At 69.9% G+C, this 26,345-nt stretch carries 23 protein-coding genes and 1 other RNA gene; 5 read left to right on the top strand and 19 right to left on the bottom strand.

Annotated elements, in window-relative coordinates:
• Positions 1-14: 14 nt before the first annotated feature.
• Positions 15-2,747 (bottom strand): preprotein translocase subunit SecA, encoded by a 2,733-nt coding sequence (secA, locus tag QWG60_RS10825; protein WP_106488759.1) that lies wholly within the window; start codon positions 2,745-2,747, stop codon positions 15-17.
• A 56-nt stretch (positions 2,748-2,803) separates the two neighbouring features.
• The gene (locus QWG60_RS10830) at positions 2,804-3,226 is read right to left on the bottom strand and encodes a hypothetical protein (protein ID WP_237022364.1); all 423 of its coding nucleotides are present in this window, start codon (positions 3,224-3,226) and stop codon (positions 2,804-2,806) included.
• 103 nt (positions 3,227-3,329) lie between these two features.
• On the opposite strand from QWG60_RS10830, the gene QWG60_RS10835 reads away from it, so the two are divergent.
• Positions 3,330-3,755, top strand: a complete 426-nt coding sequence (locus tag QWG60_RS10835) for a DUF721 domain-containing protein (RefSeq protein WP_081945697.1) — start codon at positions 3,330-3,332, stop codon at positions 3,753-3,755.
• A 150-nt stretch (positions 3,756-3,905) separates the two neighbouring features.
• On the opposite strand, the gene lpxC is transcribed toward QWG60_RS10835, so the two are convergent.
• From lpxC to rsmI, 17 genes are all read right to left on the bottom strand, one after another.
• The gene (gene lpxC / locus QWG60_RS10840; protein ID WP_106488757.1) at positions 3,906-4,817 is read right to left on the bottom strand and encodes a UDP-3-O-acyl-N-acetylglucosamine deacetylase; all 912 of its coding nucleotides are present in this window, start codon (positions 4,815-4,817) and stop codon (positions 3,906-3,908) included.
• Between the two features lie 110 nt (positions 4,818-4,927).
• The gene (gene ftsZ, locus QWG60_RS10845) at positions 4,928-6,136 is read right to left on the bottom strand and encodes a cell division protein FtsZ (protein ID WP_035592495.1); all 1,209 of its coding nucleotides are present in this window, start codon (positions 6,134-6,136) and stop codon (positions 4,928-4,930) included.
• Between the two features lie 34 nt (positions 6,137-6,170).
• Complete coding sequence (ftsA, locus tag QWG60_RS10850) at positions 6,171-7,463, bottom strand: cell division protein FtsA (protein WP_035592493.1); 1,293 nt, start codon at positions 7,461-7,463, stop codon at positions 6,171-6,173.
• 199 nt (positions 7,464-7,662) lie between these two features.
• Positions 7,663-8,388: a cell division protein FtsQ/DivIB gene (locus tag QWG60_RS10855; protein ID WP_035592490.1), complete on the bottom strand. Its 726-nt coding sequence runs from the start codon at positions 8,386-8,388 to the stop codon at positions 7,663-7,665.
• A gap of 4 nt (positions 8,389-8,392) precedes the next feature.
• On the bottom strand, positions 8,393-9,319 hold the full coding sequence (locus QWG60_RS10860) for a D-alanine--D-alanine ligase (protein WP_035592488.1): 927 nt from the start codon (positions 9,317-9,319) through the stop codon (positions 8,393-8,395).
• On the bottom strand, positions 9,316-10,728 hold the full coding sequence (gene murC / locus QWG60_RS10865; RefSeq protein ID WP_046079747.1) for a UDP-N-acetylmuramate--L-alanine ligase: 1,413 nt from the start codon (positions 10,726-10,728) through the stop codon (positions 9,316-9,318). Before murC ends, QWG60_RS10860 begins: the two co-directional genes overlap by 4 nt.
• 61 nt (positions 10,729-10,789) lie before the next feature.
• On the bottom strand, positions 10,790-11,875 hold the full coding sequence (gene murG / locus QWG60_RS10870) for an undecaprenyldiphospho-muramoylpentapeptide beta-N-acetylglucosaminyltransferase (protein ID WP_106488756.1): 1,086 nt from the start codon (positions 11,873-11,875) through the stop codon (positions 10,790-10,792).
• Entirely contained in the window at positions 11,872-13,125 is a 1,254-nt protein-coding gene (ftsW, locus tag QWG60_RS10875) for a putative lipid II flippase FtsW (RefSeq protein WP_035592480.1), read from the bottom strand. Before ftsW ends, murG begins: the two co-directional genes overlap by 4 nt.
• Positions 13,122-14,510, bottom strand: a complete 1,389-nt coding sequence (gene murD / locus QWG60_RS10880) for a UDP-N-acetylmuramoyl-L-alanine--D-glutamate ligase (RefSeq protein ID WP_146907362.1) — start codon at positions 14,508-14,510, stop codon at positions 13,122-13,124. Before murD ends, ftsW begins: the two co-directional genes overlap by 4 nt.
• Before the next feature lie 24 nt (positions 14,511-14,534).
• Complete coding sequence (gene mraY / locus QWG60_RS10885) at positions 14,535-15,617, bottom strand: phospho-N-acetylmuramoyl-pentapeptide-transferase (protein ID WP_035592476.1); 1,083 nt, start codon at positions 15,615-15,617, stop codon at positions 14,535-14,537.
• A gap of 8 nt (positions 15,618-15,625) precedes the next feature.
• A complete protein-coding gene (locus QWG60_RS10890; protein WP_146907360.1) occupies positions 15,626-17,005 on the bottom strand; it encodes a UDP-N-acetylmuramoyl-tripeptide--D-alanyl-D-alanine ligase in 1,380 nt (459 codons plus the stop codon).
• Positions 17,002-18,510 (bottom strand): UDP-N-acetylmuramoyl-L-alanyl-D-glutamate--2,6-diaminopimelate ligase, encoded by a 1,509-nt coding sequence (locus QWG60_RS10895; protein ID WP_035592469.1) that lies wholly within the window; start codon positions 18,508-18,510, stop codon positions 17,002-17,004. Before QWG60_RS10895 ends, QWG60_RS10890 begins: the two co-directional genes overlap by 4 nt.
• An 82-nt stretch (positions 18,511-18,592) precedes the next feature.
• Positions 18,593-20,299 (bottom strand): peptidoglycan D,D-transpeptidase FtsI family protein, encoded by a 1,707-nt coding sequence (locus tag QWG60_RS10900; protein ID WP_146907358.1) that lies wholly within the window; start codon positions 20,297-20,299, stop codon positions 18,593-18,595.
• Positions 20,296-20,622 carry a cell division protein FtsL gene (ftsL, locus tag QWG60_RS10905; protein WP_035592464.1) on the bottom strand — a complete coding sequence of 109 codons (327 nt, stop codon included), beginning with the start codon at positions 20,620-20,622 and terminating at the stop codon, positions 20,296-20,298. Before ftsL ends, QWG60_RS10900 begins: the two co-directional genes overlap by 4 nt.
• Before the next feature lie 8 nt (positions 20,623-20,630).
• Positions 20,631-21,587, bottom strand: a complete 957-nt coding sequence (gene rsmH / locus QWG60_RS10910; protein ID WP_146907356.1) for a 16S rRNA (cytosine(1402)-N(4))-methyltransferase RsmH — start codon at positions 21,585-21,587, stop codon at positions 20,631-20,633.
• Between the two features lie 67 nt (positions 21,588-21,654).
• Positions 21,655-22,007: RNase P RNA component class A (gene rnpB / locus QWG60_RS10915), an RNA gene on the bottom strand.
• Between the two features lie 32 nt (positions 22,008-22,039).
• The gene (gene rsmI, locus QWG60_RS10920; protein ID WP_035592455.1) at positions 22,040-22,897 is read right to left on the bottom strand and encodes a 16S rRNA (cytidine(1402)-2'-O)-methyltransferase; all 858 of its coding nucleotides are present in this window, start codon (positions 22,895-22,897) and stop codon (positions 22,040-22,042) included.
• A gap of 46 nt (positions 22,898-22,943) precedes the next feature.
• On the opposite strand from rsmI, the gene QWG60_RS10925 reads away from it, so the two are divergent.
• Genes QWG60_RS10925 through QWG60_RS10940 form a run of 4 tightly spaced genes read left to right on the top strand, consistent with a single transcriptional unit; the run spans position 22,944 to position 26,261 of the window.
• A complete protein-coding gene (locus QWG60_RS10925) occupies positions 22,944-24,707 on the top strand; it encodes a penicillin-binding protein activator (protein WP_146907354.1) in 1,764 nt (587 codons plus the stop codon).
• Positions 24,691-25,059 carry a YraN family protein gene (locus QWG60_RS10930; RefSeq protein ID WP_046079760.1) on the top strand — a complete coding sequence of 123 codons (369 nt, stop codon included), beginning with the start codon at positions 24,691-24,693 and terminating at the stop codon, positions 25,057-25,059. Before QWG60_RS10925 ends, QWG60_RS10930 begins: the two co-directional genes overlap by 17 nt.
• A gap of 24 nt (positions 25,060-25,083) precedes the next feature.
• Positions 25,084-25,677 carry a phosphoheptose isomerase gene (locus tag QWG60_RS10935; RefSeq protein WP_016854401.1) on the top strand — a complete coding sequence of 198 codons (594 nt, stop codon included), beginning with the start codon at positions 25,084-25,086 and terminating at the stop codon, positions 25,675-25,677.
• Between the two features lie 5 nt (positions 25,678-25,682).
• A complete protein-coding gene (locus QWG60_RS10940) occupies positions 25,683-26,261 on the top strand; it encodes a BON domain-containing protein (RefSeq protein WP_035592448.1) in 579 nt (192 codons plus the stop codon).
• Positions 26,262-26,345: the final 84 nt, after the last annotated feature.

Genomic DNA, 26,345 nt, shown 5'->3' on the forward strand with positions numbered 1-26,345 from the left:
CGGCCCCCGACCGATCAGCTCAGCTTGCCGCAGCACTGCTTGAACTTCTTGCCCGAACCGCAGGGGCACGGGTCGTTGCGTCCGACCTTGGGGCCCTCGCGGCGCTGGGGGCGGGCCTCTCCGGCCGGCGCCGCGGCGGCGGCCTGCTCGGTGTCCGCCTCGGCCCCCTCGGGCGCGTCGTGGCGGCTGGCCGCGGCCGCCTTCTCGCGCTCCAGCGACTCGCGCCGCTGGCGTTCCAGGGCCTCGACCTCTTCCGGCTGACGCACCTTGACGTGACTGAGGATACGCGTGACGTCGGACTTGATGTTGGTCAGCAGCGTCTGGAACAGCTCGAAGGACTCGCGCTTGTACTCCTGCTTGGGGTTCTTCTGGGCGTAGCCACGCAGGTGGATGCCCCGGCGCAGGTGGTCCATGGACTGCAGGTGTTCCTTCCAGCGGGTGTCCAGCACCTGCAGCATGACCTGCTTCTCGAAGCGACGCATCAGCTCGGCACCGGCGATCTCGACCTTCTCGTCGTAGGCCTGGCGATGCATCTCGTGGAGACGCTCACGCAGCTGCTCCTCATGGAAGCGCTGGTCTTCCTCGGCCCACTGCTGCACCGGCGCCTCGAGGTTGAACTCGGTCTTGAGGTGATCTTCCAGGCCGGCCAGGTCCCACTGCTCGGGCAGGCTCTGCGGCGGCACGAACTCGCTGATCGCCTCGTCGAGCACCTCGGCGCGGATGCCGATGACGTTCTCGGAGACGTCGTCGGCGGCCAGGATCTCGTTGCGCTGCTCGTAGATGACCCGGCGCTGATCGTTGGCCACGTCATCGTACTCGAGCAGCTGCTTGCGAATGTCGAAGTTGCGACCCTCGACCTTCTTCTGGGCGCGCTCCACGGCGTTGGAGACCATCTTGTGCTCGATCGCCTCGCCGCGCTCCAGGCCCAGGGCCTGCATCAGCTTCTGCACGCGCTCGGAGCCGAACAGCCGCATCAGGTTGTCTTCCAGCGACAGGAAGAAGCGCGTCGAGCCCGGGTCGCCCTGGCGGCCGGAACGGCCGCGCAGCTGGTTGTCGATGCGCCGCGACTCGTGACGCTCGGAGCCGATCACGTGCAGGCCGCCGGCCGCGAGCACCGCCTCGTGGCGCTCCTGCCATTCGGCCTTGAGGCGCTCGATCTGGTCCTCGCTCGGCGACTCGAGCTGTGCGGCCTCGGCCTCCCAGTTGCCGCCCAGCACGATGTCGGTACCACGGCCGGCCATGTTGGTGGCGATGGTGATGGCCCCGGGACGCCCGGCCTGGGCGATGATCTGCGCCTCGCTCTGGTGCTGCTTGGCGTTGAGCACGTTGAAGCGGATACCCGCCCGCTTCATCAGCTCGGCCAGGTACTCGGAGGTCTCGATGGAGGCGGTACCCACCAGCACCGGACGACCGGCCTCGGTCTGGACCTTGACGTCCTCGATGATGGCCTCGAACTTCTCCTCGGCGCTGAGATACACCAGGTCGTTCTGGTCCTTGCGCGCCAGCGGCCGGTTGGTGGGAATCACCACCACGTCCAGGCCATAGATCTGGCGGAACTCGAAGGCCTCGGTATCGGCGGTACCGGTCATGCCGGACAGCTTGTCGTAGAGGCGGAAGTAGTTCTGGAAGGTCGTGGAGGCCAGCGTCTGGCTCTCGCGCTGGACGGTCACTCCCTCCTTGGCCTCGACCGCCTGGTGCAGGCCCTCGGACCAGCGCCGACCCGGCATGGAGCGACCGGTATGCTCGTCGACGATGACCACCTGGCCGTCGCTGATGATGTAGTCGACGTCACGCTGGTAGAGATGGCGGGCGCGTAGCGCCGAATGCATGTGCTGGAGCAGGTTGAGGTTCTGAGCGGCGTAGAGGGAATCCTCCTCGCCGAGCAGGCCCTCGTCGCGCATCAGCTGCTCGACCTTGTGATGGCCACCCTCGGTGAGCTCGACCTGCTTCTGCTTCTCGTCGAGGGTGAAGTCACCGCTCTCCGGGTCCTCTTCATCGGTGCAGGGCGCCAGGTGGATCGCCAGCCGGTCGACGACCTTGTACAGCTCGGTGTTCTCGTCCACGGCACCGGAGATGATCAGCGGCGTGCGCGCCTCGTCGATCAGGATGGAATCCACCTCGTCGACGATGGCGTAGTGCAGCCCGCGCTGAACCTTGTCCTCCAGCGAGAAGGCCATGTTGTCGCGCAGGTAGTCGAAGCCGAACTCGTTGTTGGTGCCGTAGGTGATGTCGCAGCCGTAGGCCTCGCGCTTCTCCTCGGGGGTCTGGCCGGCATAGATGGTGCCGACGGTCAGGCCCAGGAATTCGTAGAGGGGGCGCATCCAGTCGGCGTCGCGGCGTGCCAGGTAGTCGTTGACCGTGACCACGTGCACGCCCTTGCCGGGCAGGGCGTTGAGGTAGACGGCCAGGGTCGCGACCAGGGTCTTGCCCTCGCCGGTCTTCATCTCGGCGATGCGACCGCCGTTCAGGGTGATGCCGCCGATCATCTGGACGTCGAAGTGACGCATGCCCATCACCCGCTTGCTGGCCTCGCGCACGGTGGCGAAGGCCTCGGGCATCAGGCTGTCGACGGACTCGCCGCCGTCCAGGCGCTCGCGGAAATCGGCGGTGCGCGCCTGGAGCGCGGCGTCGTCGAGGGTCTCGAGATCCTTCTCGAGGGCATTGATGCGGGCCACGGTGCGGCCCATGCGCTTGACTTCGCGGTCGTTCTTGGAACCGACGACCTTGCGTAACAGGTTGTTGATCATGAAGGGTCCATCGCTGGGGTGCTCAAGGCCGGGACGCACTCCCGGCCGCTCGTCGTTCAGGCGAGAAGCACCCGCGGCGGCCCGCGGCGGGTCAGGACATCATGCGCCGCCACGGCCCGCTGCCGAGGCGCGACGCTGGGCAGGCGCAGCGCGAGCCGGCCGGCACGGCGAGGAAGGGGGCGGACCGGCCAGCGGCGCCGGGCGCGCCGGCGTGCCTGGAGGCGAGAGCTGGCCCGGATCAGCGCCGGCGCCAGAATGCAGACCTGGATCACGCGCTCGACCGGCGTCGCCGCCCCTAGCGGCGACAGCCCCGCCGGCAGCAGGCAACCGACCAGCAGGCCGGCCAGCCACCAGCGCGGCGTCCGGCGGCCCGATGGACGGCGCTCCACCGAGGCATGCTCGGCGGGCGCTGACGGACCTGTCTCCGCGGTAAGGCTGTCCATGCTGTCGAGGGACTCCCGTGCCTGTGCTAGGCTCATGCGTTCCAAGGCCGTCGACGACACGGTCGACGATTCCCCACCCGGGCCGGACCCGAGAATCAAGCTGATGAGTATAAAGGTTAAGCGGTGGCGAGCCCAGCCCATGTCCCAGGTGCTGAACGGTCGCGGTGAGCTGGGTAACCTGATGCGGCGGGCCCGACTGATCGAACAGGCCCAGCAGCATCTGCGCGACCACCTGCCGAGCGAGCTCGGCGAGCATCTGTTCGTGGGCGGCTTCCACCAGGGGCGATTGACGGTCATCACCGACCGCGCCGTGTGGCTGACCCGGCTGCGCTACGAGCAGTCGCGCCTGCTGTCGCTGCTTCACGAACTCCCGGGCTTCGCCGCGGTGACCGGCTTCGACTTCAAGGTCCGCCCGGTACGCCCGGCCAAGGTGCCGCCACGCCAGACACGCCACCTGCCTGCGCACGCCGCCGACGAGCTCTCGAGCTGCGCCGCCGACGTCGAGGACCCGACGCTCAAGCGCGCCCTGGAACGCCTCGCCTCCCACGCGGAACGCGACCCCTGACGCACCACATCCTCCCGGCCACGAGAAAGGCCCGCCAGGAACTGGCGGGCCTTTCTTCTACCGAGCTTGTGATCGAGCCTCAACCATCGAGCCCCTCACCATCGAGCGGGCATATCGGGCTCATGCGACCTCGTCGACCGTGGAGAGGCGTCAGGCCATGGCCGGGGCGGCATAGGAAATCGGCGCCTTGGCAGTCTCTTCCTCGAAGGTGACGATCTCCCAGGCCTCCTGGTTTTCCATCAGCGCGCGGCACAGCTGGTTGTTCAACGCGTGGCCGGACTTCACACCGCGAAACTCGCCGATCAGGCTGTGGCCCAGCTGGTAGAGGTCACCGATGGCGTCCAGCACCTTGTGCTTGACGAACTCGTCGTCGTAGCGCAGACCACCCTCGTTCACGATCCGGTAGTCGTCGACCACGATGGCGTTGTCGAGACTGCCGCCCAGGGCCAGGTTGTTGGAGCGCAGGTACTCGAGATCGCGCATGAAGCCGAAGGTGCGCGCCCGGGACACTTCCTTGACGAAGGAAGTGGTCGAGAAGTCGACCTCGGCGCTCTGCTTCTGGGCCTCGAACACCGGATGATCGAAGTCGATGGCAAAGGAAACCTTGAACCCCTGGTGAGGCAGGAAGATCGCCTCCTTCTCGCCGTCGCGCACCACCACTTCACGCTTGATGCGGATGAACTTCTTGGCGGCGTTCTGCTCGGCGATGCCGGCGGACTGGATCAGGAACACGAAGGGGCCGGCGCTGCCGTCCATGATCGGCACTTCGGGGGCGCTGACATCCACGTAGGCATTGTCGATGCCGAGGCCGGCCAGGGCCGACATCAGGTGCTCGACGGTGGCGACCTTGACGCCGTCCTTGGACAGGGCGGTGCACAGCGTGGTGTCGGTCACGCTGTCGGCGCTGGCCGGAATCTGGACCTCGGGGTCCAGGTCGGTGCGCACGAACACGATCCCGGTATCGACCGGCGCCGGCCGCAGGGTCAGGTAGACCTTCTTGCCGGAGTGGAGGCCGACGCCAGTGGCGCGGATGACATTCTTGAGTGTGCGTTGTCTGATCATGGGCAGTCGCCAGGCTCGGTGGTTATCAAACACCGTTCACTATAACACCAAACGCACGTTTCAACAAAAACAACGTGCGTTTGGCGTGTCTATGCAAACGATAGCGGCGCTCAATCGGCCTGGCGACGCAGGAAGGCCGGGATGTCCAGGTAGTCGTCGAGCTCCTGGGACTTGCGCGGCTCCTGCTGAGGACGTGACGCCTCCTGGGACTCGGGCTTGGATGCCGCGGCGGCGGAGCCACGGCCCGGGGCCGGGGCCTGCTGCTGAGGACGGCTGGCGGCTGCCGGCTGACGCTGGCGATAGTCGCCACCGCCGGCCGCCTCGCGACGCGCGCCCTGGCTGGCCGCCGCCGGCTGACGCTGGCCGTCGAGACCGGCGGCCACCACGGTCACGCGCAGCTCGTCGGTCATCTCCATGTCGATGGAAGTGCCCACCACGATGGTGGCGTCCTGGGAGGCGAACTCCTGGACGGTGGCACCGACGTCGTTGAACTCGCCGATCGACAGGTCCGGGCCGGCGGTGATGTTGACCAGGATGCCACGCGCACCGTGCAGGTCGATGTCCTCGAGCAGCGGGCTGCGGATCGCCTTCTCGGCGGCCTCGCGGGCGCGATTCTCGCCGGTGGCCCCACCGGTGCCCATCATCGCCATGCCCATCTCGGACATCACGGTGCGCACGTCGGCGAAGTCGACGTTGATGATGCCGGGGCTGGTGATCAGCTCGGCGATGCCCTGCACCGCCCCCAGCAGCACGTCATTGGCGGCGCTGAAGGCGGTGAGCAGGCTGGCGCTCTTGCCGAGCACCGAGAGCAGCTTCTCGTTGGGAATGGTGATCAACGAGTCGACGTGCTCGGAGAGCTCCTTCATGCCCTCCTCGGCCGAGCGCATGCGCTTGGGGCCCTCGAAGGGGAAGGGACGCGTGACCACGGCCACGGTCAGGATGCCGAGCTCCTTGGCCACCTGCGCGACCACCGGCGCACCGCCGGTACCGGTACCACCGCCCATGCCGGCGGTGATGAAGACCATGTCGGCACCGTGGAGAAGCTCGGCGATGCGCTCGCGATCCTCCATGGCGGCCTGACGGCCCACTTCCGGATTGGCGCCGGCGCCCAGCCCCTTGGTGATCTCGCTGCCGAGCTGGAGAACGGTCTTGGCCGCCACCCGCTTGAGCGCCTGGGCATCGGTATTGGCGCAGATGAACTCGACACCTTCGATGCTGCTTTCGACCATGTGGTTGACGGCATTGCCGCCCCCACCGCCGACACCGATGACCTTGATGACTGCACTGCTTGAGGGTGCACTGTCTACCAGTTCGAACATTAGCCCCGTCTCCTGGACCGCGATCGCGGCCCTGTCAGAAATTTCCTTTGAACCAGCCCTTGAGCTTTACCAGCGCCGGAATCCCTTCCCCTGCTCCGCGCCGGGAGGCGTCTCCGCGCCTCGGCTGCGCCGACATGCCACTGCCCGACGTCTCTTGTTGGCCGTGCCCCTGACGGGCCTCGTTTAGAGCGTAATGTAGCAAACCGACCCCCGTCGAATAAATCGGATTGCGTACCACATCGGCAAGCCCCCGCACGTTCTGCGGACAGGCGATTCTCACCGGCATGTGAAAGATTTCCTCGGCCAGCTCGACCACCCCTTCCATGCGCGAGGTGCCGCCGGTCAGCACGATGCCGGCGGCGACCAGATCCTCGAAGCCGCTGCGTCGCAGTTCGTCGCGCACCAGAGTGAACAGTTCCTCGTAGCGCGGCTCGACCACCTCGGCCAGCGACTGGCGGGACAGATCCCGGGCCGGCCGATCGCCGACGCTAGGCACCTTGATCATCTCGTCGCTGGCGGCCATCTGGGTCAGCGCACAGGCATACTTGACCTTGATTTCCTCGGCGTGCTGGGTCGGCGTGCGCAGCGCCATGGCGATGTCGTTGGTGACCTGATCGCCGGCGATGGGAATCACCGCGGTATGGCGGATGGCCCCCTCGGTGAACACCGCGATATCCGTCGTGCCACCACCGATGTCGACCATGCAGACACCGAGCTCGCGCTCGTCCTCGGTGAGCACCGCATGGCTGGAGGCCAGCTGCTCGAGGATGATCGCGTCCACGTCGAGGCCGCAGCGACGCACGCACTTCTCGATGTTCTGCACCGCATTGAGTGCCGCCGTCACCAGGTGTACCCGGGCTTCCAGGCGCACCCCGGACATGCCGAGGGGTTCGCGAATGCCGCCCTGAGTGTCGATGGCGAACTCCTGGGGCAGCACATGCAGCACACGCTGGCCTTCGGAGATGGCGCGGGCGCGTGCCGAATCGATGACGCGCTCGATATCGGCAGGCGCGACCTCACGCTCCTTGATGGCGACCACGCCATCGGAGTTCATCGAGCTGATATGACTGCCGGCGATCCCCACGTAAACGGAGTGGATGTCGCAGCCGGCCATCAACTCGGCCTCTTCCACGGCGCGCTGGATGGATTGCACCGTGGACTCGATGTTGATCACCACGCCCTTCTTCATCCCGCGAGAGGGATGCGAGCCGATGCCGGCAATCTCGATGCCGCCATCGTCGGTGGGTTGACCCACGATCGCCACGACCTTGGACGTTCCGATATCCAGCCCGACTACCATATTGGACGCATTGGATGGACCTGACATGAGTCGGGGAATCTCCTCGAGCTGACCCGCTTGGGGAAATTAAGCATTAACAATAGAAAAACCTGGGCCAATTATAGGAACAACTTCCCGTGCTCCACCAGCCCAGAGCGAAAAACATCCGTCACGATACGGCGATTTTTCCTCAAAAGGAACACCCGAGAGGCCCTTCCATTCATCGCGTGTGTTTCGCGAATCGCCTTCAACTTTCCTTAGCGCCGTGTTCCTCGTCCGGCTCGCTTTCACCGTGCCAGGCGACCGAGACGCCATTCGGATAGCGCAAGTCGATGTAGCGGATATGCGACGCCAGGCCATCGAGCTCCCGATCCCAGGCCGCCAGGAAGCGCGCCAGACGCGCCTCGCGATTGCTGCGGCCCAGCATCACCCAGATGCCGTCGTCGGTCTGCAGCCGCCAGGCGCCACGATCCTCGAGCCGCAGCTGGCGCAGCCCCAGCCCATGCTCGGCCAGGCGGGCGCCCAGGGCGTCGTGATAGGCCAGCACCTCCGGCCCGCTGCCGGCCGGACCGGCCAGGTTCACCAGCCCCTCCGGCGCCGCCAGCGGAGCGAAGGCGAAGGGATCCCCGGCCGGGTTGAGCAGCCGATCGTCGTTCCAGCGCGCCACCGGCACCTGTTCGACCAGCTCGAACACCAGGGCGTAGGGCCATTCGCGACGAATGCGCACCTCGCTCAGCCAGCCGATGTCACGAGCCTGCTCGCGAAGCTCGCCGATATCCGCCGACAGCCAGGTCTGGCCGCGCACCAGTGGCGCCAGCTTGCTCCTCAGATAGTCGGCGCTGGCGTACTCCAGGTCGCCGCGGATCGAGACACGCTCCACGGGCCGGTCGAGCCACAGCCACAGCGCGCGGCCGCCGGCGCCCAGCACCAGCAGCAGCAGCAGAACGCCGATCAGGCCTCCGCGACGCGCCATGGCCTCAGGTCCGCCCGGCGGTGTCGAGGATGCGCCGCACCAGCGCATCGAAGTCGATGCCCGCGTGAGCGGCGGCCTGAGGCACCAGGCTGTGATCGGTCATGCCCGGCACGGTGTTGACCTCGAGCAACCAGAAACGCCCTTCGGCGTCGCGCATCACGTCGACGCGCCCCCACCCCGCACAACCGATGGCGGCGAAGGCATCGCGGCTCAGCTCGGCGAGCCGCGCCTCGTCGCCGGCCGGCAGGCCGCAGGGCAGGTGGTAGAGCGTCTCGTCGGAAAGGTACTTGGCCTCGTAGTCGTAGAAGCCGTTCGGCACCTCGACGCGGATCGCCGGCAGCGCACTGTCGCCCAGCAGCGTCACCGTGTACTCCTCGCCGCGCACGAAGCGCTCCGCCATCACCCGGGCATCGAAGCGCGCGGCGTCGCGATAGGCCGCCTCCAGGGCCTCGGGACTCTCGACGATGGTGATGCCCAGCGTCGAGCCCTCGTGAACCGGCTTGACGATCAGCGGCAGCCCCAGACGCTCCGCCACCGCCGCCCAGTCGGCGTCGGGACCGAGCATCTCGCTCTGCGGCGTCGGCAGCCCCAGGGCCTGCCAGACCAGCTTGGTGCGCTGCTTGTCCATCCCCAGCGCCGAAGCCATCACCCCGCTGCCGGTGTAGGGGATGCCCAGCAGCTCGAGGGCGCCCTGCAGGGTGCCGTCCTCGCCGCCGCGCCCGTGCAGGGCGATGAAGACGACGTCCGGCCTCAGCGCCTCGAGCCCGGCCAGCCCCCCCTCCTCGGCGGGATCGAAGCCGACCGCCTGGACGCCGCTGCGTTCGAGCGAGGCCAGCACCGCCGCACCGCTCTTCAGCGACACCTCGCGCTCGGCGGAGTCCCCGCCATAGAGCACCACCACCCGGCCCGGGCCGGTCACGTCGGTCGTCATAGCGTCACCTCGTCGAGCGCCAGACGGGCGTCGGCCAATCGCTGGGCGATGCCGCCCACGTCACCGGCGCCCTGGGTGATCAGGATGTCGCCGGGGCGCAGCACCTTGGCCAGCAGCCCCGGCAGTTCGGCCTTGTCCTGGACGAAGATCGGATCGACCTCGCCGCGCTGGCGGATCGAACCCGCCAGGCTGCGCCCGTCGGCGCCGGGCAGCGGCGTCTCGCCGGCCGCGTAGACGTCGAGCAACAGCAGCGTATCGACCCCCGCCAGCACGCGCACGAAGTCCTCGTAGAGGTCCCGGGTACGCGAGTAGCGGTGCGGCTGGTAGGCCATCACCAGGCGGCGGTCGGGCCAGCCGTCGCGCACCGCCTGGATGACCATCTCCACCTCGCGGGGATGGTGGCCGTAGTCGTCAACCAGCATCACCTCGCCGTCACCGGCCGGGGCCGGGAAATGGCCGTGCACCTGGAAGCGCCGACCAACCCCGGCGAAACTCGCCAGCCCGCGCAGGATGGCGTCGTCGTCGACGCCGGCGTCGCTGGCCACGGCAATGGCGGCCAGGGCGTTCAGGGCGTTATGGCGCCCCGGCATGGCCAGGCGCACCGGCAGCGGCGCCAGCCCGTCGGGCCGCCGGGCGGTGAAGCGCACCTCGCCGGCCGACTGAGCGAAGTCCTCGATGCCGTAGTCGGCGTCGTCGCTGAAGCCGTAGGTCACGAACTGGCGACTGACCCGCTCGAGCAGTCCACGCACGTTGGCGTCATCGATGCACAGCACGGCCAGCCCGTAGAACGGCAGGTTGTGCAGGAACTCGACGAAGGTGTCCTTGAGGCGCTCGAAGTCGCCGCCGTAGGTCGCCATGTGGTCGGCGTCGACATTGGTGACGATGGCCACCATCGGCTGCAGGTGCAGGAAGGAGGCATCGGACTCGTCGGCCTCGGCCACCAGGTAGTCCCCCTCCCCCAGCCGCGCGTTGGTGCCGGCGCTGGTGAGCTTGCCGCCGATCACGAAGGTCGGGTCCAGCCCGCCCTCGCCCAGCAGGGTGGCGGTGAGGCTGGTGGTGGTGGTCTTGCCATGGGTGCCCGCCACGGCGATGCCATGACGGAAGCGCATCAGCTCGGCCAGCATCTCGGCCCGGCGCACCACCGGCACGCGATGCTCCTGGGCCCAGCGCACCTCGGGATTGGCCGGATCCACCGCCGTGGAGACGACCACCACGTCGGCATCGCGCGCATTGTCCTCGGCATGGCCGATCGCCACGCGCACGCCACAGGCCTGCAGGCGATTGACCACCGGCGAGACCCGGAGGTCGCTGCCGCTGACGTCGTAGCCCTCGTTGGCCAGCACCTCGGCGATGCCGCACATGCCCGCACCGCCGATGCCGACGAAGTGGATGCGCCGGATACGGCGCATGCCCAGCCCGCGCCCGAGGCGCGGGGGCGTGGCTTGGCCGGGTACCGGCCCTAGGGTCTGGTCACTCAAAAGCAGTCTCCATGCAACCGGCCACCAGCCGTTCCACGGCGTCGAGATGGGCACAGCCTCGCGCCTCGGCGGCCATGGTGGCAAGCGTGTCGGGGTCGAGCAGCGCCGCCAGCCGGTCGGCCAGCGTCGCCGCAGTCATCTCGGATTGGGGCATCAGGGCGGCGGCCCCCTGGGCCACCAGGGCCGCGGCGTTGGCGGTCTGGTGGTCGTCCACCGCGTGCGGGAAGGGCACGAACAGCGCCGGCTTGGCCGCCGCCGCCAGCTCCGCCACGGTCAGGGCCCCGGCCCGGCAGACCACCAGATCGGCCCAGTCGTAGGCCTCGGCCATGTCATCGATAAAGGCGGTCACCTCGGCGGCCACGCCCTGCCCCGCATACGCCTCGCGGGTCGCCGCGTCCTTGTCGCGGCCGGCCTGATGCCGCACCTCGGGGCGCTCGGCCTCGGGCAGCCGGGCCAGCGCCTCGGGCATGCCCCGGTTGAGCGCCAGCGCGCCCAGCGAGCCGCCCACCACCAGCAGACGCAGCGGACGGGCGCGCATCGTCTCGGCGTCGCGGGGCGTCTCGCCGATGGCGGCGATGTCGCTGCGCACCGGGTTGCCGACTACCTCGGCGCGGCCCGGGAAGGCCTGGGGGAAGGCCGCATAGACCCCGCGCGCCAGCCTTGCCAGGACGCGGTTGGTGAGCCCGGCCACGGCGTTCTGTTCGTGGATCACCAGCGGCCGGCGCGCCACCCAGGCGGCCAGGCCGCCGGGGCCGCTGGCGAAACCGCCGAGCCCCACCACCAGCTGGGGATCGAAGGTGCGGATCACCCGGCCGGCCTGGCGCACCGCGCCGATCAGCCGCCAGGGCGCCATCGCCCAGCCGGCCAGGCCATTGCCTCGCAGCCCGCTCACGGCGATGCGATGCAGCGGCAGGCCGGCCTCGGGCACCAGACGGTTCTCGATGCCGCGCGGGCTGCCCAGCCACTCGACCTCGACCCCGCGGGCCTGCAGCGCGCGGGCCAGGGACAGGGCCGGAATGACGTGGCCGCCGGTGCCGCCGGCCATGATCAGGGCGCGTCGCCCCTCGCGTCGACTCATGCTTGCGTTCCTTTGCTCTTGCCAGGGTCACTCTTGGCGGCCGCGCGCTTGCCGGCACCGCGGGTCCCGGACGCCGTGTCCCGAGCCGCGGTCGGCGAGGCCCGGCGCACGGCCTGGCGGGTCTCGATGTCGGCCCGCAGCAGCATCGCCACCATGATGCAGCTCACCACCAGGCTCGAGCCGCCGTAGCTCAGCAGCGGCAGGGTCAGTCCCTTGGTGGGCAGCATCCCGCTGCTCACGGCGATGTTGATGAAGGCCTGGGCGCCGATCACCAGGGCGATGCCATAGCTGGCATAAGCGGCGAAGGCCAGGCCGGCCAGCTCGGCGCGCCGCCCGACCGCCATGGCACGCCACACCAGCAGCGCGAACAGGCCGATCACGGCGATCGCCCCCACCAGCCCCAGCTCCTCGGCGAGCACGGCGAACACGAAGTCGGTATGCGCCTCGGGCAGGTAGAACAGCTTCTGCACGCTGTTGCCGAGCCCGGTGCCCAGCCACTGCCCGCGCCCGAAGGCGATCAGCGCCTGGGTCAGCTGGTAGCCACTGGCGAACTGGTCGGCCCAGGGGTCGACGAAGCTGGTCAGGCGCGCCATGCGATAGGGCTCGGCGATCGCCACCACGACGCCCAGCACGGCCACCAGCGCCATCAGCAGCAGGAAGCGGATCCAGGGCGCGCCGGCCATCAGCAGCATGCCCATCACGCAACCGGTCATCACCACCACGGCGCCATAGTCCGGCTCGAAGATCAGCAGGCCGCCGAACAGACCCAGCACCACCAGGGGCCGCAGGAAGGCCCCCCACTCTCGGCGCACCTGGGGCAGGAAACGCTCCAGATAGCCGGCCAGATAGGCGATCAGACACAGTTTGGCGATCTCGGAAGCCTGGAGATTGAACGGCACGCCGGGCAGCGACAGCCAGCGCTTGCTGCCGTTGACCTCGCGGCCGACCACCAGCACCAGCACCAGCAGGACGATGCCGACCAGCAGCAGCAAGGGCCCGTTGGCCTTCCACCAGGCCAGCGGCACCCGCAGCGCCAGGGCCGCGATCGCTATCGACAGCAGCAGGAAGGCGCCATGACGCAGGCTGAAGTACCAGGCATTGCCGGTCAGGCTCGAAGCCACCTCGCTGGAGGCCGAGGTCACCATCACCCAGCCGATCAGCAGCAGTGCCAGAGCGGCGATCACCAGCCAGCCGTCGAAGGGCTGGTCGGCGGTGGAGAGCCGTTCGCGAAGACGGGCCAGGCGGCTCATGAGCGCTCCTCCTCGGCCAGGCGCTCGACGCCGGCCCGGAAGGCCTCGCCTCGGGCCTGATAATTCGGGAACTGGTCGAGACTGGCGCAGGCCGGGGACAGCAGCACGCAGTCGCCGGGAGCGGCGATCTCGGCGGCCCTGGCCATGGCCGCCTCGAGGTCATCGACTCGGGTCGAGGCCACGGCGCCGTCCAACGCGGCGGCGAGGCGCTCGGCGTCGCGGCCGAACAGGATCGCCTCGCGCCCGTGACGGGCCAGCGGCGTGGCCAGCGGCGTGAAGTCGGCGCCCTTCCCTTCCCCGCCGGCGAGCAGGATCAGGCGGCCGGACAGCGTCGGGCCGAGCCCGGCGATGGCGGCTAGGGTCGCGCCCACGTTGGTGCCCTTGGAGTCGTTGATCCAGCGCACCCCGCCGACCTCGGCGATCAGCTCGCCGCGATGCGGCAGGCCGGCGAAGCGCTCGAGCACGCGGCGCATGGCGGCCATCCCCAGGCCGAGGCGATGCCCCATGGCCAGGGCCGCCAGGGCGTTGGCCTGGTTGTGGCGTCCCGGCAGGCGCACCGCCGAGGCCGGCATCAACGGCGCGGTGCCGTGCATCAGCCAGTCGCGTGGACCGCTGCCGTCGTCGTGGACGGCGATGCCCCACGCCTCGCCCTCGGGCGACGCCGTGGTGAAACGATCGAGGGCCGGCGGCGGCGCGTCCGGCCAGGTGGCCGGGTCCTCGGCGTTGATCACGCCGTGGCGCGCGCCGCGGAAGATCGCCTGCTTGGCGGCGCGATACCCGGCGAGGTCGCCGTGGCGGTCCAGATGATCCTCCGACAGATTGAGGAAGGCGGCGGTCTCGGCGCCGAGCCGCGGCGTGGTCTCGAGCTGGAAGCTGGACAGCTCGAGCACGTAGAGCTCGGCATCGGGCCGCTCGACGAGCAGGTCCAGCGCCGGCGTGCCGAGGTTGCCGCCCACCGCCACGCGCCGGCCGGCCTCTGCGGCCATCTCGCCGAGCAGCGTGGTCACGGTGGACTTGGCGTTGGCGCCGGTGATGGCAGCGATGGGCGCGCGGGCCGCGCGCACGAACAGCGCGATCTCGCCGACGACGAGCGGCTCGCCGGATTCGCCGAGGCGACCGGCCAGGGCACCGAGTCCGGGGCTTGCCGGATCGACGCCGGGACTGACCACGATCTCGCGGGCCGCCTCCATGTCCAGCTCGGTCAGCGCCCCGCAGTGTATCGCCACGCCCGGATGGGCGGCATGGAAGTCATCCAGCCCCGGGGGCGCGGCGCGGGTGTCGGCGACCATGAAGGGTCGCCCGAGGCGTTGCAGGTGGCGGCAGATGGCGCGCCCGGAGACCCCGAGCCCGACCACCAGCGTGACGCCCTTGGGCACCTTGACCATCAGCGGCTCCTCAGCGATGCGGCATCAGCGGATCTTCAGGGTGGCCAGGCCCAGCAGCACCAGCACCACGGTGATGATCCAGAAGCGCACGATGACCCGCGGCTCCGGCCAGCCCTTGAGTTCGAAGTGATGGTGCAGGGGCGCCATGCGGAAGATGCGACGCCCGGTGAGCTTGTAGGAGCCCACCTGCAGGATCACCGAGACGGTCTCCATCACGAAGATGCCGCCCATGATGAACAGCACGATCTCCTGGCGCACGATCACCGCCACCACGCCCAGGGCCGCGCCCAGGGCCAGCGCCCCCACGTCGCCCATGAACACCTGTGCCGGGTAGGTGTTGAACCACAGGAAGCCCAGGCCCGCCCCGGCGATGGTGGCGCAGAACACCGCCAGCTCGCCGGCGCCGGGAATCATCGGGATCTGCAGGTACTCGGCGAACACCGTGTTGCCGCTGGCATAGGCGAACACCGCCAGGCCCATGGCCACCAGCACGGTGGGCATGATGGCCAGACCGTCCAGGCCGTCGGTGAGGTTCACCGCGTTGGAGCTGCCGACGATCACCAGATAGGTGAGCACCACGTAGAACAGCCCGAGCTGCAGCACGAAGTCCTTGAACAGCGGCAGGATCAGGCTGGTCTCCACCGGCGAGGCAGCCGTCACGTAGAGGATCACCGCGGCGGCCAGACCGATCACCGACTGCCAGAAGTACTTCCAGCGCGCCGGCAGGCCACGGGGATTCTTCTCCACCACCTTGCGATAATCGTCGACCCAGCCGATGGCGCCGAAGCCCAGGGTCACGGCCAGCACCACCCACACGTAGTGGTTGCGCAGATCGCCCCACAGCAGGGTGCTGACGGCGATCGCCATCAGGATCATGGCGCCGCCCATGGTCGGCGTGCCGGCCTTCGAGAGATGCGACTGGGGACCGTCGTCACGCACCGCCTGGCCGATCTGGCGCTCCACCAGTCGGCGGATCACCTTCGGGCCGAGCCACAGGCACAGCACCAGGGCGGTGAGGGTGCCCAGGATCATGCGCAGGGTCAGATAGTTGAAGACGTGAAAGGCGCTCTGGAATTGCGCCAGCAGTTCAGCCAGAAAGAGCAGCATGTAATGCCTTACCTTGATGCATCCGGACACAGCGCCGACACCACGGCCTCCATGCCGGCACTGCGCGAGCCCTTGACCAGCACGCTGGCCCCTGGCGGCAGATGTTGGAGGACGTGGCGCGTCAGCGCCTCCCGATCGTCGAAATGACACCCCGCCTCGCCGAAGGCGCGGCTGGCCGGCCGCGCCGCCTCGCCGAGGGTGCCGAGAAAGTCGATGCCAAGCTCGCGCGCGTGATGGCCAACCTCTTCGTGAAGCCGCGCCGAGGCCTCGCCCAGCTCACCCATGGCGCCCAGCAGGCACCAGTGCGGTCCCGGCAGGCTGGCCAGCAGGTCGAGGGCGGCCTTCACCGCGCCGGGGTTGGCGTTGTAGGTATCGTCGAGCAAGCGCGAGCCATTGACACCCTCCACCACGCTGAGCCGGCCCGGCATCGGCGCGACGGCCTCGAGCCCGGCCAGCACGTCGTCCGGGGCCAGGCCCATGGCCAGCGCCGCGCCCGCCGCCGCCAGGGCATTGGCCACGTTGTGGCGGCCGAGCAGCGCAAGCTGCACGCGCCCCAGTTCGCGATCATCGTGAAACAGCGTGAAAGCATAGCGTCCGAGCGGATCGCAAACCAGTGTCTCGGCGCGCAGACGCGCCGGTCCTTCCACGGCGAAATCCAGCACCTCTCGCGGGGCCGCCAGGCTCGCCCAGCTGGCGAAGTAGCGGTCGTCGCGATTGAGCACCGCCACCCCGTCGCCGGGAAGCGACGCCAGGATCTCGGCCTTGGCCTGAGCGATGCGGCCCGGGCCGCCGAACTCGCCCACGTGGGCGCCGGTGACGTTGGTGATCACCGCCACCTGCGGTTCGGCCAGACCGGCCGTCCAGGCGATCTCGCCCAGGTGGTTCGCGCCGAGCTCGACCACCGCCTGGCGGTGCTCGGCAGCCAGCTCGAGCAGCGTCAGCGGCGCGCCGATGTCGTTGTTGAGGTTGCCCCGGGTGGCCAGGGTCTCGCCGCGGCGGGCCAGCAGCGTGGCCAGCATCTGCTTGACCGTGGTCTTGCCGCTGTTGCCGGTCACCGCGACCAGCGGGCCGCCCCAGGCGCGGCGCCGGGCGCGACCCAGCAGGCCCAGGGCCAGGCGAGCGTCGGCCACTTCGAGCTGTGGCAGCGGATCGTCGACGCGACGCTCGACCACCGCGGCCACCGCCCCCGCCTCGCGGGCGGCGGCGATGAAGTCATGGCCATCGAAGCGTTCGCCGGTCAGCGCCACGAACAGCGCCCCCGGGCCCAGGCGGCGAGTATCGGTGACGATCTCGCCCACCGACAGCTCGGCGCCCACACCGGCGTCGGGCACGTCGAGGCCGAGCGCCGCTGCGACCTCGGCCAGGGTCTCGAGACCGACGCCGCTCATGCCTCGCCCTCCCGGCGGGCGGCCAGCGCCGCCTCGGCCTCGGCGAGATCAGAGAAGGCATGGCGGACGCCGTCGATCTCCTGATAGGCCTCGTGACCCTTGCCGGCGATCAGGATCACATCCTCGGCGGCGGCCTCGCGGATGACGTCGCGGATCGCCCGGGCGCGGCCGTCGACCACCTCGGCGGCCTCGCGGCCGGCCTCGGACAGCCCCTCGAGCATCGCCTCGCGGATCGCCGCCGGCGCCTCGGAGCGGGGATTGTCGTCGGTGATCACCAGCCGGTCGGCGTGGCGCTCGGCGGCGGCGGCCATCAGCGGGCGCTTGCCGGCATCGCGGTCACCGCCGCAGCCGAACAGGCACCACAGCCGGCCGCTGTCGGGCAGATGGGCACGCAGCGCCTGCAGGGCATTCTCCAGGGCGTCCGGGGTGTGGGCGTAGTCGATCACCACCGTCGGCGCGCCCTCGCCGACCAGCGCCTGCATGCGACCGGGCACCGGCGCGAGCCCGGCGGCGGCCTCGAACAGGTCATCGATCGCCTCCCCCAGGCCGTGCAGCGTGGCGATGGCCAGCAGCACGTTGGTCAGGTTGAAGCGTCCCATCAGCGGCAGCGTCAACACGCGCTCGCCGTCGGGCGTGGCGACCAGCGCGCGCTGGCCTTCGCCATGGGGCACCCAGTCCACCACGCGCAGGGTCACGGCCTCGTCCTTGCCTACCGCCAGCACCCGCACGTCCTCACCCAGCCCGGCCAGCATCAGCCGCGCCAGCGGGTCGTCGGCGTTGACCACCGCCAGCGCGAGCTCGCTGCGACGAAACAGCCGCGCCTTGGCCGCGGCGTAGGCGGCCATGCTGCCGTGATAGTCGAGATGGTCACGACTCAGGTTGGTGAACACCGCGGCGCGGAAGCGGCAGGCATCGAGACGCCGCTGCTCCAGAGCATGGGACGAGACCTCCATGGCCACCCGCTCCAGGCCCGAGCCGGCGAGCTCGCCGAGGGCGGCCTGCAGCGCCAGCGGCCCCGGCGTGGTCAACCGCCCCTCGACCAGCGCGCCGGGGCGCCCGTGGCCCAGGGTGCCGATCATGCCGGCCGGTCGACCGAGGCGTTCGCTCAGGGCGGCAATGTAGTGAGTCACCGAACTCTTGCCGTTGGTGCCGGTGACGCCGATCAGCTCCAGCGCCTCGGGCACGTCGAAGAGGTCGCGCCCCAGCTCGCCGAGCCGGGTGCGCAGATGTGGCAGCGCCACCACCCGTGGGTCGTCCGGCAGCGTCGAGGCGTCGTCGTCATGGGCCAGCACCAGGGCGGCGCCGGCCTCCAGGGCGGCGGCGATGTAGTCGCGGCCGTCGACGGATACCCCGGGCACGGCGAGGAAGACGTCGCCGGCGGCGAGCTCCCGGCTGTCCAGGATCAACCGCGGCCGGGCGGGCAGCGCGAGCCCGGCCAGCGCCTCGCGCCGGCGGGGCCAGTGGGCGCTCAGGGCCTCGATCAGGCGCTCGGCGGTCACGTCCATGGGCTCTCCTTTCGGTAGACGGTCAGGCGATAGACGATCGGGCTATGAACGATCGCATGGCGAACGGCGAACGGTGCGGCGCTCATGAATCCTCGTCCAGCAGGTCGGGGGGCACGTCCAGCAGCCGCAGGGCGCTGCCGGCCACCCGTGAGAACACCGGTGCCGCCACCGCGCCGCCGTAGAAGGCGTCGCCCCGGGGGTGGTCGATCATCACCACGGTGATCAGGCGCGGATCGGAGACCGGCGCGATACCCACGAACAGCGAGCGATAGGCGTTCTCCTCGTAGCCACCCCCGCCGCTCTTGCGCACCGTGCCGGTCTTGCCGGCCACGCTGTAGCCCGGCACCAGGGCACGCCGGGCACCGGTGCCCGGCTCCACCACCCGGTCCATCATGCCCAGCACGCGGTCGGCGACGTCGGGCTCGATCACCGGCTCGCCGGCCGGCGGCCGATTGAGACGCAACAGCGACGGCGGCAGGCGCTCGCCGTGGTTGGCGATGGCGGTGTAGGCCCCGGCCAGCTGCAGCGCGGACACCGACAGGCCGTAGCCATAGGACAGCGCCGCCCACTGGCTGCTGGACCAGACCTGGGGCGCCGGCACGCTGCCCCCCGCCTCGCCGGGAAAGCCGGTGCCCGGCACCTGATCGAAGCCCAGCGCCCGATAGCGCTCGGGCACCACGGGGTCGTCAAGCTGCAGGGTCAGCTTGGACATGCCGATGTTCGAGGACTTCTCGAGGATGCCGGACAGGGTCAGCTCGCCGTAGTTGGCGACGTCCTTGATGGTGTAACCGTCGATGACCATCCAGCCCGGCGAGGTGTCGACCACGGTATCGGGCGGGAACCGGCCGGTCTCGAGCAGCGCCGACATGGCCAGCGGCTTCATCACCGAGCCGGGCTCGAAGACGTCGACGATGGCGCGGTTGCGCAACCCGCCGGGATCGAGGCCGGCACGATTGTTGGGGTTGTAGGACGGCTGGTTGGCCATGGCCAGCACTTCGCCGGTATCGGCGTCGAGCATCACCAGCACGCCGCCGTCGGCGTCGTTCTCGTCCACCGCCGACTTGAGCTCGCGATAGGCCATGTACTGCAGGCGCTGGTCGATGGCCAGCGTCAGGTCGCCGCCGGGCTCGGCCTCCTGGAGCACCTCCAGGTCGCGGACCAGTCGTCCGCGCCGATCCTTGAGCACCCGGCGACGCCCCGGCTCCCCGGAGAGGTAGGACTGATAGGCGAGCTCCAGCCCCTCCTGCCCCTGATCGTCGATGTTGGTCACGCCGATCAGCTGGGCGATCACCTCACCGGCAGGATAGTAGCGCTTGTACTCGGCCCGCTTGTGCACCCCTGGGATGCGCAGGTCGAGCACCTCCTGGGCGTCCACCGGCGTCATGCGGCGGCGCAGGTACATGAACTCGCGATCGGCATAGCGCTCGATGCGCGCGTTCAGGGCCTCGGGCTCCTGCCCCAGGGCCTGGGCCAGGCGCAGCCGCTGGATGCGATCGTCGGGCAGATCCTGGGGGTTGGCCCACAGCGTCACCACCGGGGTGGAGATCGCCAGCGGCTCGCCGTGGCGATCGGTGATCATGCCGCGGTGGGCGGGAATGGGATCGACGCGCAGGGTCCGGGCATCGCCCTGCCCCTGCAGGAAGGTGCGGTCGAAGACGTGCAGGTCGACGATGCGTCCGGCCAGCAACGCCAGGCCGATCAGCACCAGCCCCAGCATCACCCGGTAGCGGGCCTGCCCCATGGGCGACGGGGCATGACGCGTCTTGCCGCGACGAGGCGTGGCACTCATGGCCGGATGACCTCGACTTCGTCGATGCCGGGCAGGCGCATCTCGAGCCGGTCGCTGGCCAGCCGCTCGATGCGCGACGGCGAGGACCAGGCGCTCTCCTCGAGCAGCAGCTGGCTCCACTCGGTCTGCAGCTGCTGGTGCTCACGCTCGAGCGCCTGCAGCTGCGCGTATTGCACCCGGGTCTGATGGCTGGTGGCGATCACGGCCAGGGCCGCGCCCAGGCAGGCCGCCAGCAGCACGGCATTGAGCGCCAGCCCCAGGGTCGGGCGCAGGCGCAGCGGCCAGGCGAAGGAAGAGGGAGTGGCGTCGCGTCCTTGAGCCATGCCGTACCTCAGTATCGCTTGCGCGCCACGCGCATCACCGCACTGCGGGCGCGGGGGTTGGCCTCGACCTCCTCCGGCCCCGGACGGCGCGCCTTGCCGACGGACTCCAGGCGCCGCTGGATCTGGTCGTCGCGCAGCGGGATGCCCTTGGGCAGATGGGTGTCGCCGCGCACGTGATCCCGGATGAAGCGCTTGACCCGACGATCCTCCAGAGAATGGAAGCTGATCACCACCAGGTGCCCGCCGGGGGCCAGCGCCTCGAGGGCGGCCTCGAGGGCGGCATCGAGCTGGTCGAGCTCGCCGTTGACCTGGATGCGCAGCGCCTGGAAGGCGCGGGTGGCCGGGTGCTTGCCCTTCTCCCAGGCGGGGTGGGCGGTCTTGATCACCTCGGCCAGATCGCCGGTGCGGGTGAAGGGCGTCTCGACGCGGCGGGCCACGATCGCCTTGGCCAGCCGGCGGGCGAAGCGCTCCTCGCCGTAGGTCTTGAACACCCGGGCGATCTCGTCCTCGGCGGCATGGGCCAGCCAGTCCGCGGCGCTCTCGCCACGGGTCGGGTCCATGCGCATGTCGAGCGGGCCGTCACGCAGGAAGCTGAAGCCCCGCTCCGGATCGTCGAGCTGGGGCGAGGAGACGCCGACATCGAGCAGCACGCCGGACAGCCGGCCGTGCAGGCCGCGCGCCTCGGCAAACTCGCCCAGGCGGGCGAACTCGCCCTGATCGATGGCGAAGCGCTCGTCGTCGATGTTCGCCGCTTCGGCGATGGCCTGGGGATCGCGGTCGATGGCCAGCAGCCGCCCCTCGGGAGCGAGCCGCTCGAGGATCGCCCGGGAGTGGCCGCCGCGGCCGAAGGTGCCGTCCAGATAATGGCCCGCCGGATCATGGATCAGGGCGTCGACCGCCCCGTCGAGCAGCACGCTGGCATGGCGAAAGCCGCGGGGGGCGTGTTCGGGGGCGGATGACGTCATGCGCTTCTCTTGGCGGCTGGTCTTGCAAATGGCGGGGCGCCGCCGGACGGCGGCGCGCAAGGAATTCGTGGGGAGTCGGCCGATAAGCCGGGTTCTGTCGGGGACAGCCATTCCTCTAGGGGCGACGTCACCGTCGCCCTCAAGCAACCTACCCGAACCCAACGCGGGCCACGCCAACGGGTTCCTATTTGGTCTTGCTCCGAGTGGGGTTTACCGTGCCACGCACTGTTACCAGGCGCGCGGTGCGCTCTTACCGCACCCTTTCACCCTTACCGGCCTCCCGAAGGAGACGTAGGCGGTCTGCTCTCTGCTGCACTTTCCGTCGGCTCGCGCCGCCCAGGCGTTACCTGGCACTCTGCCCTGTGGAGCCCGGACTTTCCTCCCCCGGATCGCTCCGGCGGCGGCTGTCTGGCCAACTCCCGCGGCAAGCATACCAGCGCCCCGCCACCCCCTCAATCCCCGTCCTTGAGCGCCTGCGCCCTGGCGTACCACTGTTTCTTGGCGCCCCCCAGGGTCCGAGCGGTCACTGCCGCGGCCTGCTTGACCCCCACGCCCTCGGCGAGCATGGCGGAAAGCAGCGCATCGGCATCGACGCTGGCGGCCTCGTCGGCCGACTTCGGCGCGGCGCCGGCCACCATCACCACGAACTCGCCACGGGCCTGGTCGGGGTCGTCCGCCATCCGCGCCAGCAGGGCCTCGGGGGTGCCCTCGAGAAAGGTCTCGAAGGTCTTGGTCAGCTCCCGGGCGAGCACCACCTGACGCTCGCCGAGCACCGTACCGAGATCGGCCAGGGTGTCACGGATGCGATGCGGCGACTCGTAGAACACCAGGGTCTCCTCGCGCTCGGCCAGCGCCTCGAGCCGTCCTCGCCGGGTGCCCCCCTTGGCCGGCAGGAAGCCCTGGAACAGGAAACGATCGGTGGGCAGGCCCGCCGCCGAGAGCGCCGCCACCAGGGCGCACGCCCCGGGCACCGGCACGATGCGGCGCCCGCGGGCGCGCAGCTCGCGTACCAGCACGAAACCGGGATCGCTGATCAGGGGCGTGCCGGCATCGCTGACCAGCGCCACGGCCTCCCCGGCGGCCAGCCGGGCGTCGATCTGCTCGACCCGCGCGGCCTCGTTGTGCTCGTGCAGCGACAGCAGCGGCGGCGCCACGCCCAGGTGGCGCAGCAGGCGCGAGGTGTGCCGGGTATCCTCGGCGGCCACCAGGTCGACCTCGCCCAGCAGCCGTGCGGCACGGGGGGCAAGGTCGTCCAGATTCCCAATCGGCGTGGCGACCACGTACAATACCCCTGTTATGGCGTCTGTCATTTCGGCTCCCGGGAAGCTCTCCGCACGTGAGGACAAGGAAGGATTCATGAAGATTTCGTCTCGCGGCCCGCTGGCCGCCGCCTTCGTGGCAATGTGGCTGGCCGGCTGTGCCTTCCAGCCCGGCATCACCGAACGGCAGCCCGTCGGCGATCCTGACCAGCTGCTGGCCCAGGCCGAGCAGCAGGCACCCGAGCAGGCCGCGCAGTCGCGGCTTCAGGCGGCCGACATCCTAGCACGCCAGGGCAGCCGCCCCCAGGCGCTGGACATCGCCAAGGGCATCGACGACAGCCGGCTGCCCCCCGAGGATCGCGGTCGCTGGGCGATGCTGCTGTCCGACCTCGGCGAGACCGAGGGAGACCCCTCGGCGGTGATCCAGGCCGCCCAGCAGCTCGACGGGCTGCAGCTGTCCCGCGACCAGGCCGCGCTGCTGCGCGAACGCCAGGCCCGCGCCCTCGGCCAGATCGGCGAGACGCGCGCCGCCGCCCAGGCGCTGCTTCGCCTGCAGGCCGATACCGGTCGCATCGATCTCAACGACCCGATCTGGGAGCAGCTCTCGCGCCTGACGCCGGGCGCAATCGACGAGCTGCGTGACGGCGCCAGCGACCCGACCCGGGCCTGGCTCGATCTCGCCGAGCTGGTGCGCGCCAGCGGCGGCGACATCGAACGCCTGTTCGCCCGCCTCGACGACTGGCGCGGTCGCTATCCGGATCATCCCGCGGCCCGGCAGCTGCCCGCCGACATCCTGGCGCTGCGCGACCTGCGCGGCCAGGACGTGCGCCACATCGCCGTCTTCCTGCCCGAGTCCGGCCCGCTGGCCGGGGTCGCCGACGCCCTCGAGGAAGGCCTGCGCGCCCACCACATGAACGAGGTGAACGGCGGTGGCCGCGGCATCCAGCTGACCTTCATCGATTCCTCCGGCGGCAACTTCGACGCCCTCTATCAGGAGGCCCGTCAGCGCGGCGCCCAGGTGGTCATCGGGCCGCTGGACAAGGATGCCGTCACCGCCCTGGAGCGCCGCGACCGGGTGCCGATGCCGACGCTGGCCCTCAACTACGGCGAGGACGAGCGCAACAGCGCCGAAGGGCTCTTCCAGTACGGCCTCTCGGCCGAGGACGAGGCTCGCTCGGTGGCGGCTCGCGGCCGCCAGGACGGCCATCGCAGCGCCTCGCTGCTGGTACCGGACAACGCCTGGGGACGCCGGGTCGGCGAGGCGTTCGCCGACGCCTGGCGCGATCGCGACGGCCGGATCGCCAACGCCGTACGCTACAACCCCGGCCGGCCGGCCACCGAGAGCACGCGCCGCGCGCTGGGCTCGAGCCGCCCCGACATGCTGTTCCTGCTGGCCCTGCCCGACTACGCTCGCCAGGTGCCACCGACCATCGACTACTACGCCTACAAGCAGGAGCTGTCGGTCTACGCCACCTCGCACCTCTACGAGGGGCGCCCGCAGCCGCGCCTGGACAAGGACCTGAACGGCGTGATGTTCCTCGACATCCCCTGGCAGATTCCCGACGCCGCCGTGGGCGGCGAAGAGGCCCTGCCCTTCCTCGACAGCTATCGCCAGCTGCGCGAGGAGTCCGACCCCAACATGTTCCGCCTGATGGCCATGGGCGTGGACGCCTACGAGCTGGCCCGGCGTCTGCCCCAGTTCCAGGCCATCCCCGGCAGCGAGCTGTTCGGCGCCACCGGCACCCTGAGCGCCGACCAGGACGGCCGCATCCACCGCGAGCTGCCCTGGGCCCGCTTCGAGGACGGCGTGCCCCAGCCGGCGCTGGACATGAGCCACTTCACCGATGACGCATCCCGCTGACGCCCGCGCCCGCGGCGCTCGCATCGAGCGCCTCGCCGCGGACTGGCTGGCGGCCCGCGGCCTCGCCCTCGTGGCCGCCAACCAACACGCCCGGGGCGGCGAGATCGACCTGGTGATGCGCGATGGCGATGTGCTGGTATTCGTCGAGGTTCGCCACCGCCGCGACACCCGCCACGGCCATCCGCTCGAGACCGTCAACGCCACCAAGCAGCGCCGCCTGATCCAGGCGGCGCGTTTTTATCTGCAACGCAACCGGCTATCATGTGCCTGCCGCTTCGATGTGCTGGCCGCCACCGGCACGCCGCCGGACCTCGATTTCACCTGGGTCCGAAACGCCTTCGAAGCGTTCTGATCGCCCAAGGACCAGGAAGCCACGATGGATTTCCAGAACCGCATTCTCGGACACTTCAACGCCAGCATCGACACCAAGACCTACGCCAGCGAGGTGCTGCCGCCCTTCATCGAGGTCGCCAGCCAGATGATGGTCCAGGCCCTGGTCAACGAAGGGAAGATCCTGGCCTGTGGCAACGGCGGCAGCGCCGGCGACAGCCAACACTTCTCGTCCGAGCTGCTCAACCGCTTCGAGCGCGAGCGCCCCAGCCTGCCGGCCCTGGCGCTGACCACCGACACCTCGACGCTGACCTCGATCGCCAACGACTACAGCTACAACGAGGTGTATTCCAAGCAGATTCGTGCCCTGGGCCAGCCCGGCGACGTGCTGCTGGCGATTTCCACCAGCGGCAATTCCGGCAACGTGGTGCAGGCCATCCAGGCCGCCCACGACCGCGAGATGACCGTGGTCGCCCTGACCGGCCGCGACGGCGGCAACATGGCCTCGCTGCTCGGCCAGGACGACTGCGAGATCCGCGTGCCGGCCACCTCGACCGCCCGCATCCAGGAGGTTCACCTGCTGGTGATCCACTGCCTGTGCGACCTCATCGACGAACAACTCTTCGGCGCAAGCGAGTGATGCCCATGATCGACAAGTCCCGCCTCCTGGGCCTTTCCCTGGCCCTGCTGCTGGCCCTGTCCGGCTGCACCACCATGACCGCGGCCACCACCTCCGGCCCCATCAACGAGAACTACAGCGAGCGTACCGTCGGCACCAAGGTCGAGGACGACAGCATCGAGACCAAGGTCGCCCACAACCTCGGCACCACCGACGCCCGCCTTGGCGACGCCCGCATCAACGTCGACAGCTACAACGGCGTGGTGCTGCTCACCGGCCAGGTACCGAGCCAGGAACTCAAGAACATGGCCGAGCGCATCGCCGGCGAGGTGCGCAACGTGCGCCGCGTCCACAACCAGCTGAGCGTGGCCGCCAACCTGCCGACCAGCCAGCGTCTCACCGACACCTGGCTCAAGACCCGCATCCGCACCGCGCTGGTCGCCAACGAGGCCATCGACTCCAGCAAACTGCGCATCGTCACCGAGAACGACAGCGTCTTCCTGATGGGCATCGTGCGCCGCCAGGAGGCCGAGCGCATCGTCGCCGCGGTCCGCAACGTCGGCGGCATGCAGCGCATCGTCAAGGTCTTCGACTACCTCGACTGACGCCCTCGCGCCCCGCCATCCGGCGGCACGGAACGAAGAACGGCAGGCCCGAGGGCCTGCCGTTCTTCTGTCAGGTTCCGCGCA

Origin of the sequence: Halomonas halophila (assembly GCF_030406665.1) — a bacterium.
In the GTDB taxonomy this organism is placed as follows: domain Bacteria; phylum Pseudomonadota; class Gammaproteobacteria; order Pseudomonadales; family Halomonadaceae; genus Halomonas; species Halomonas halophila.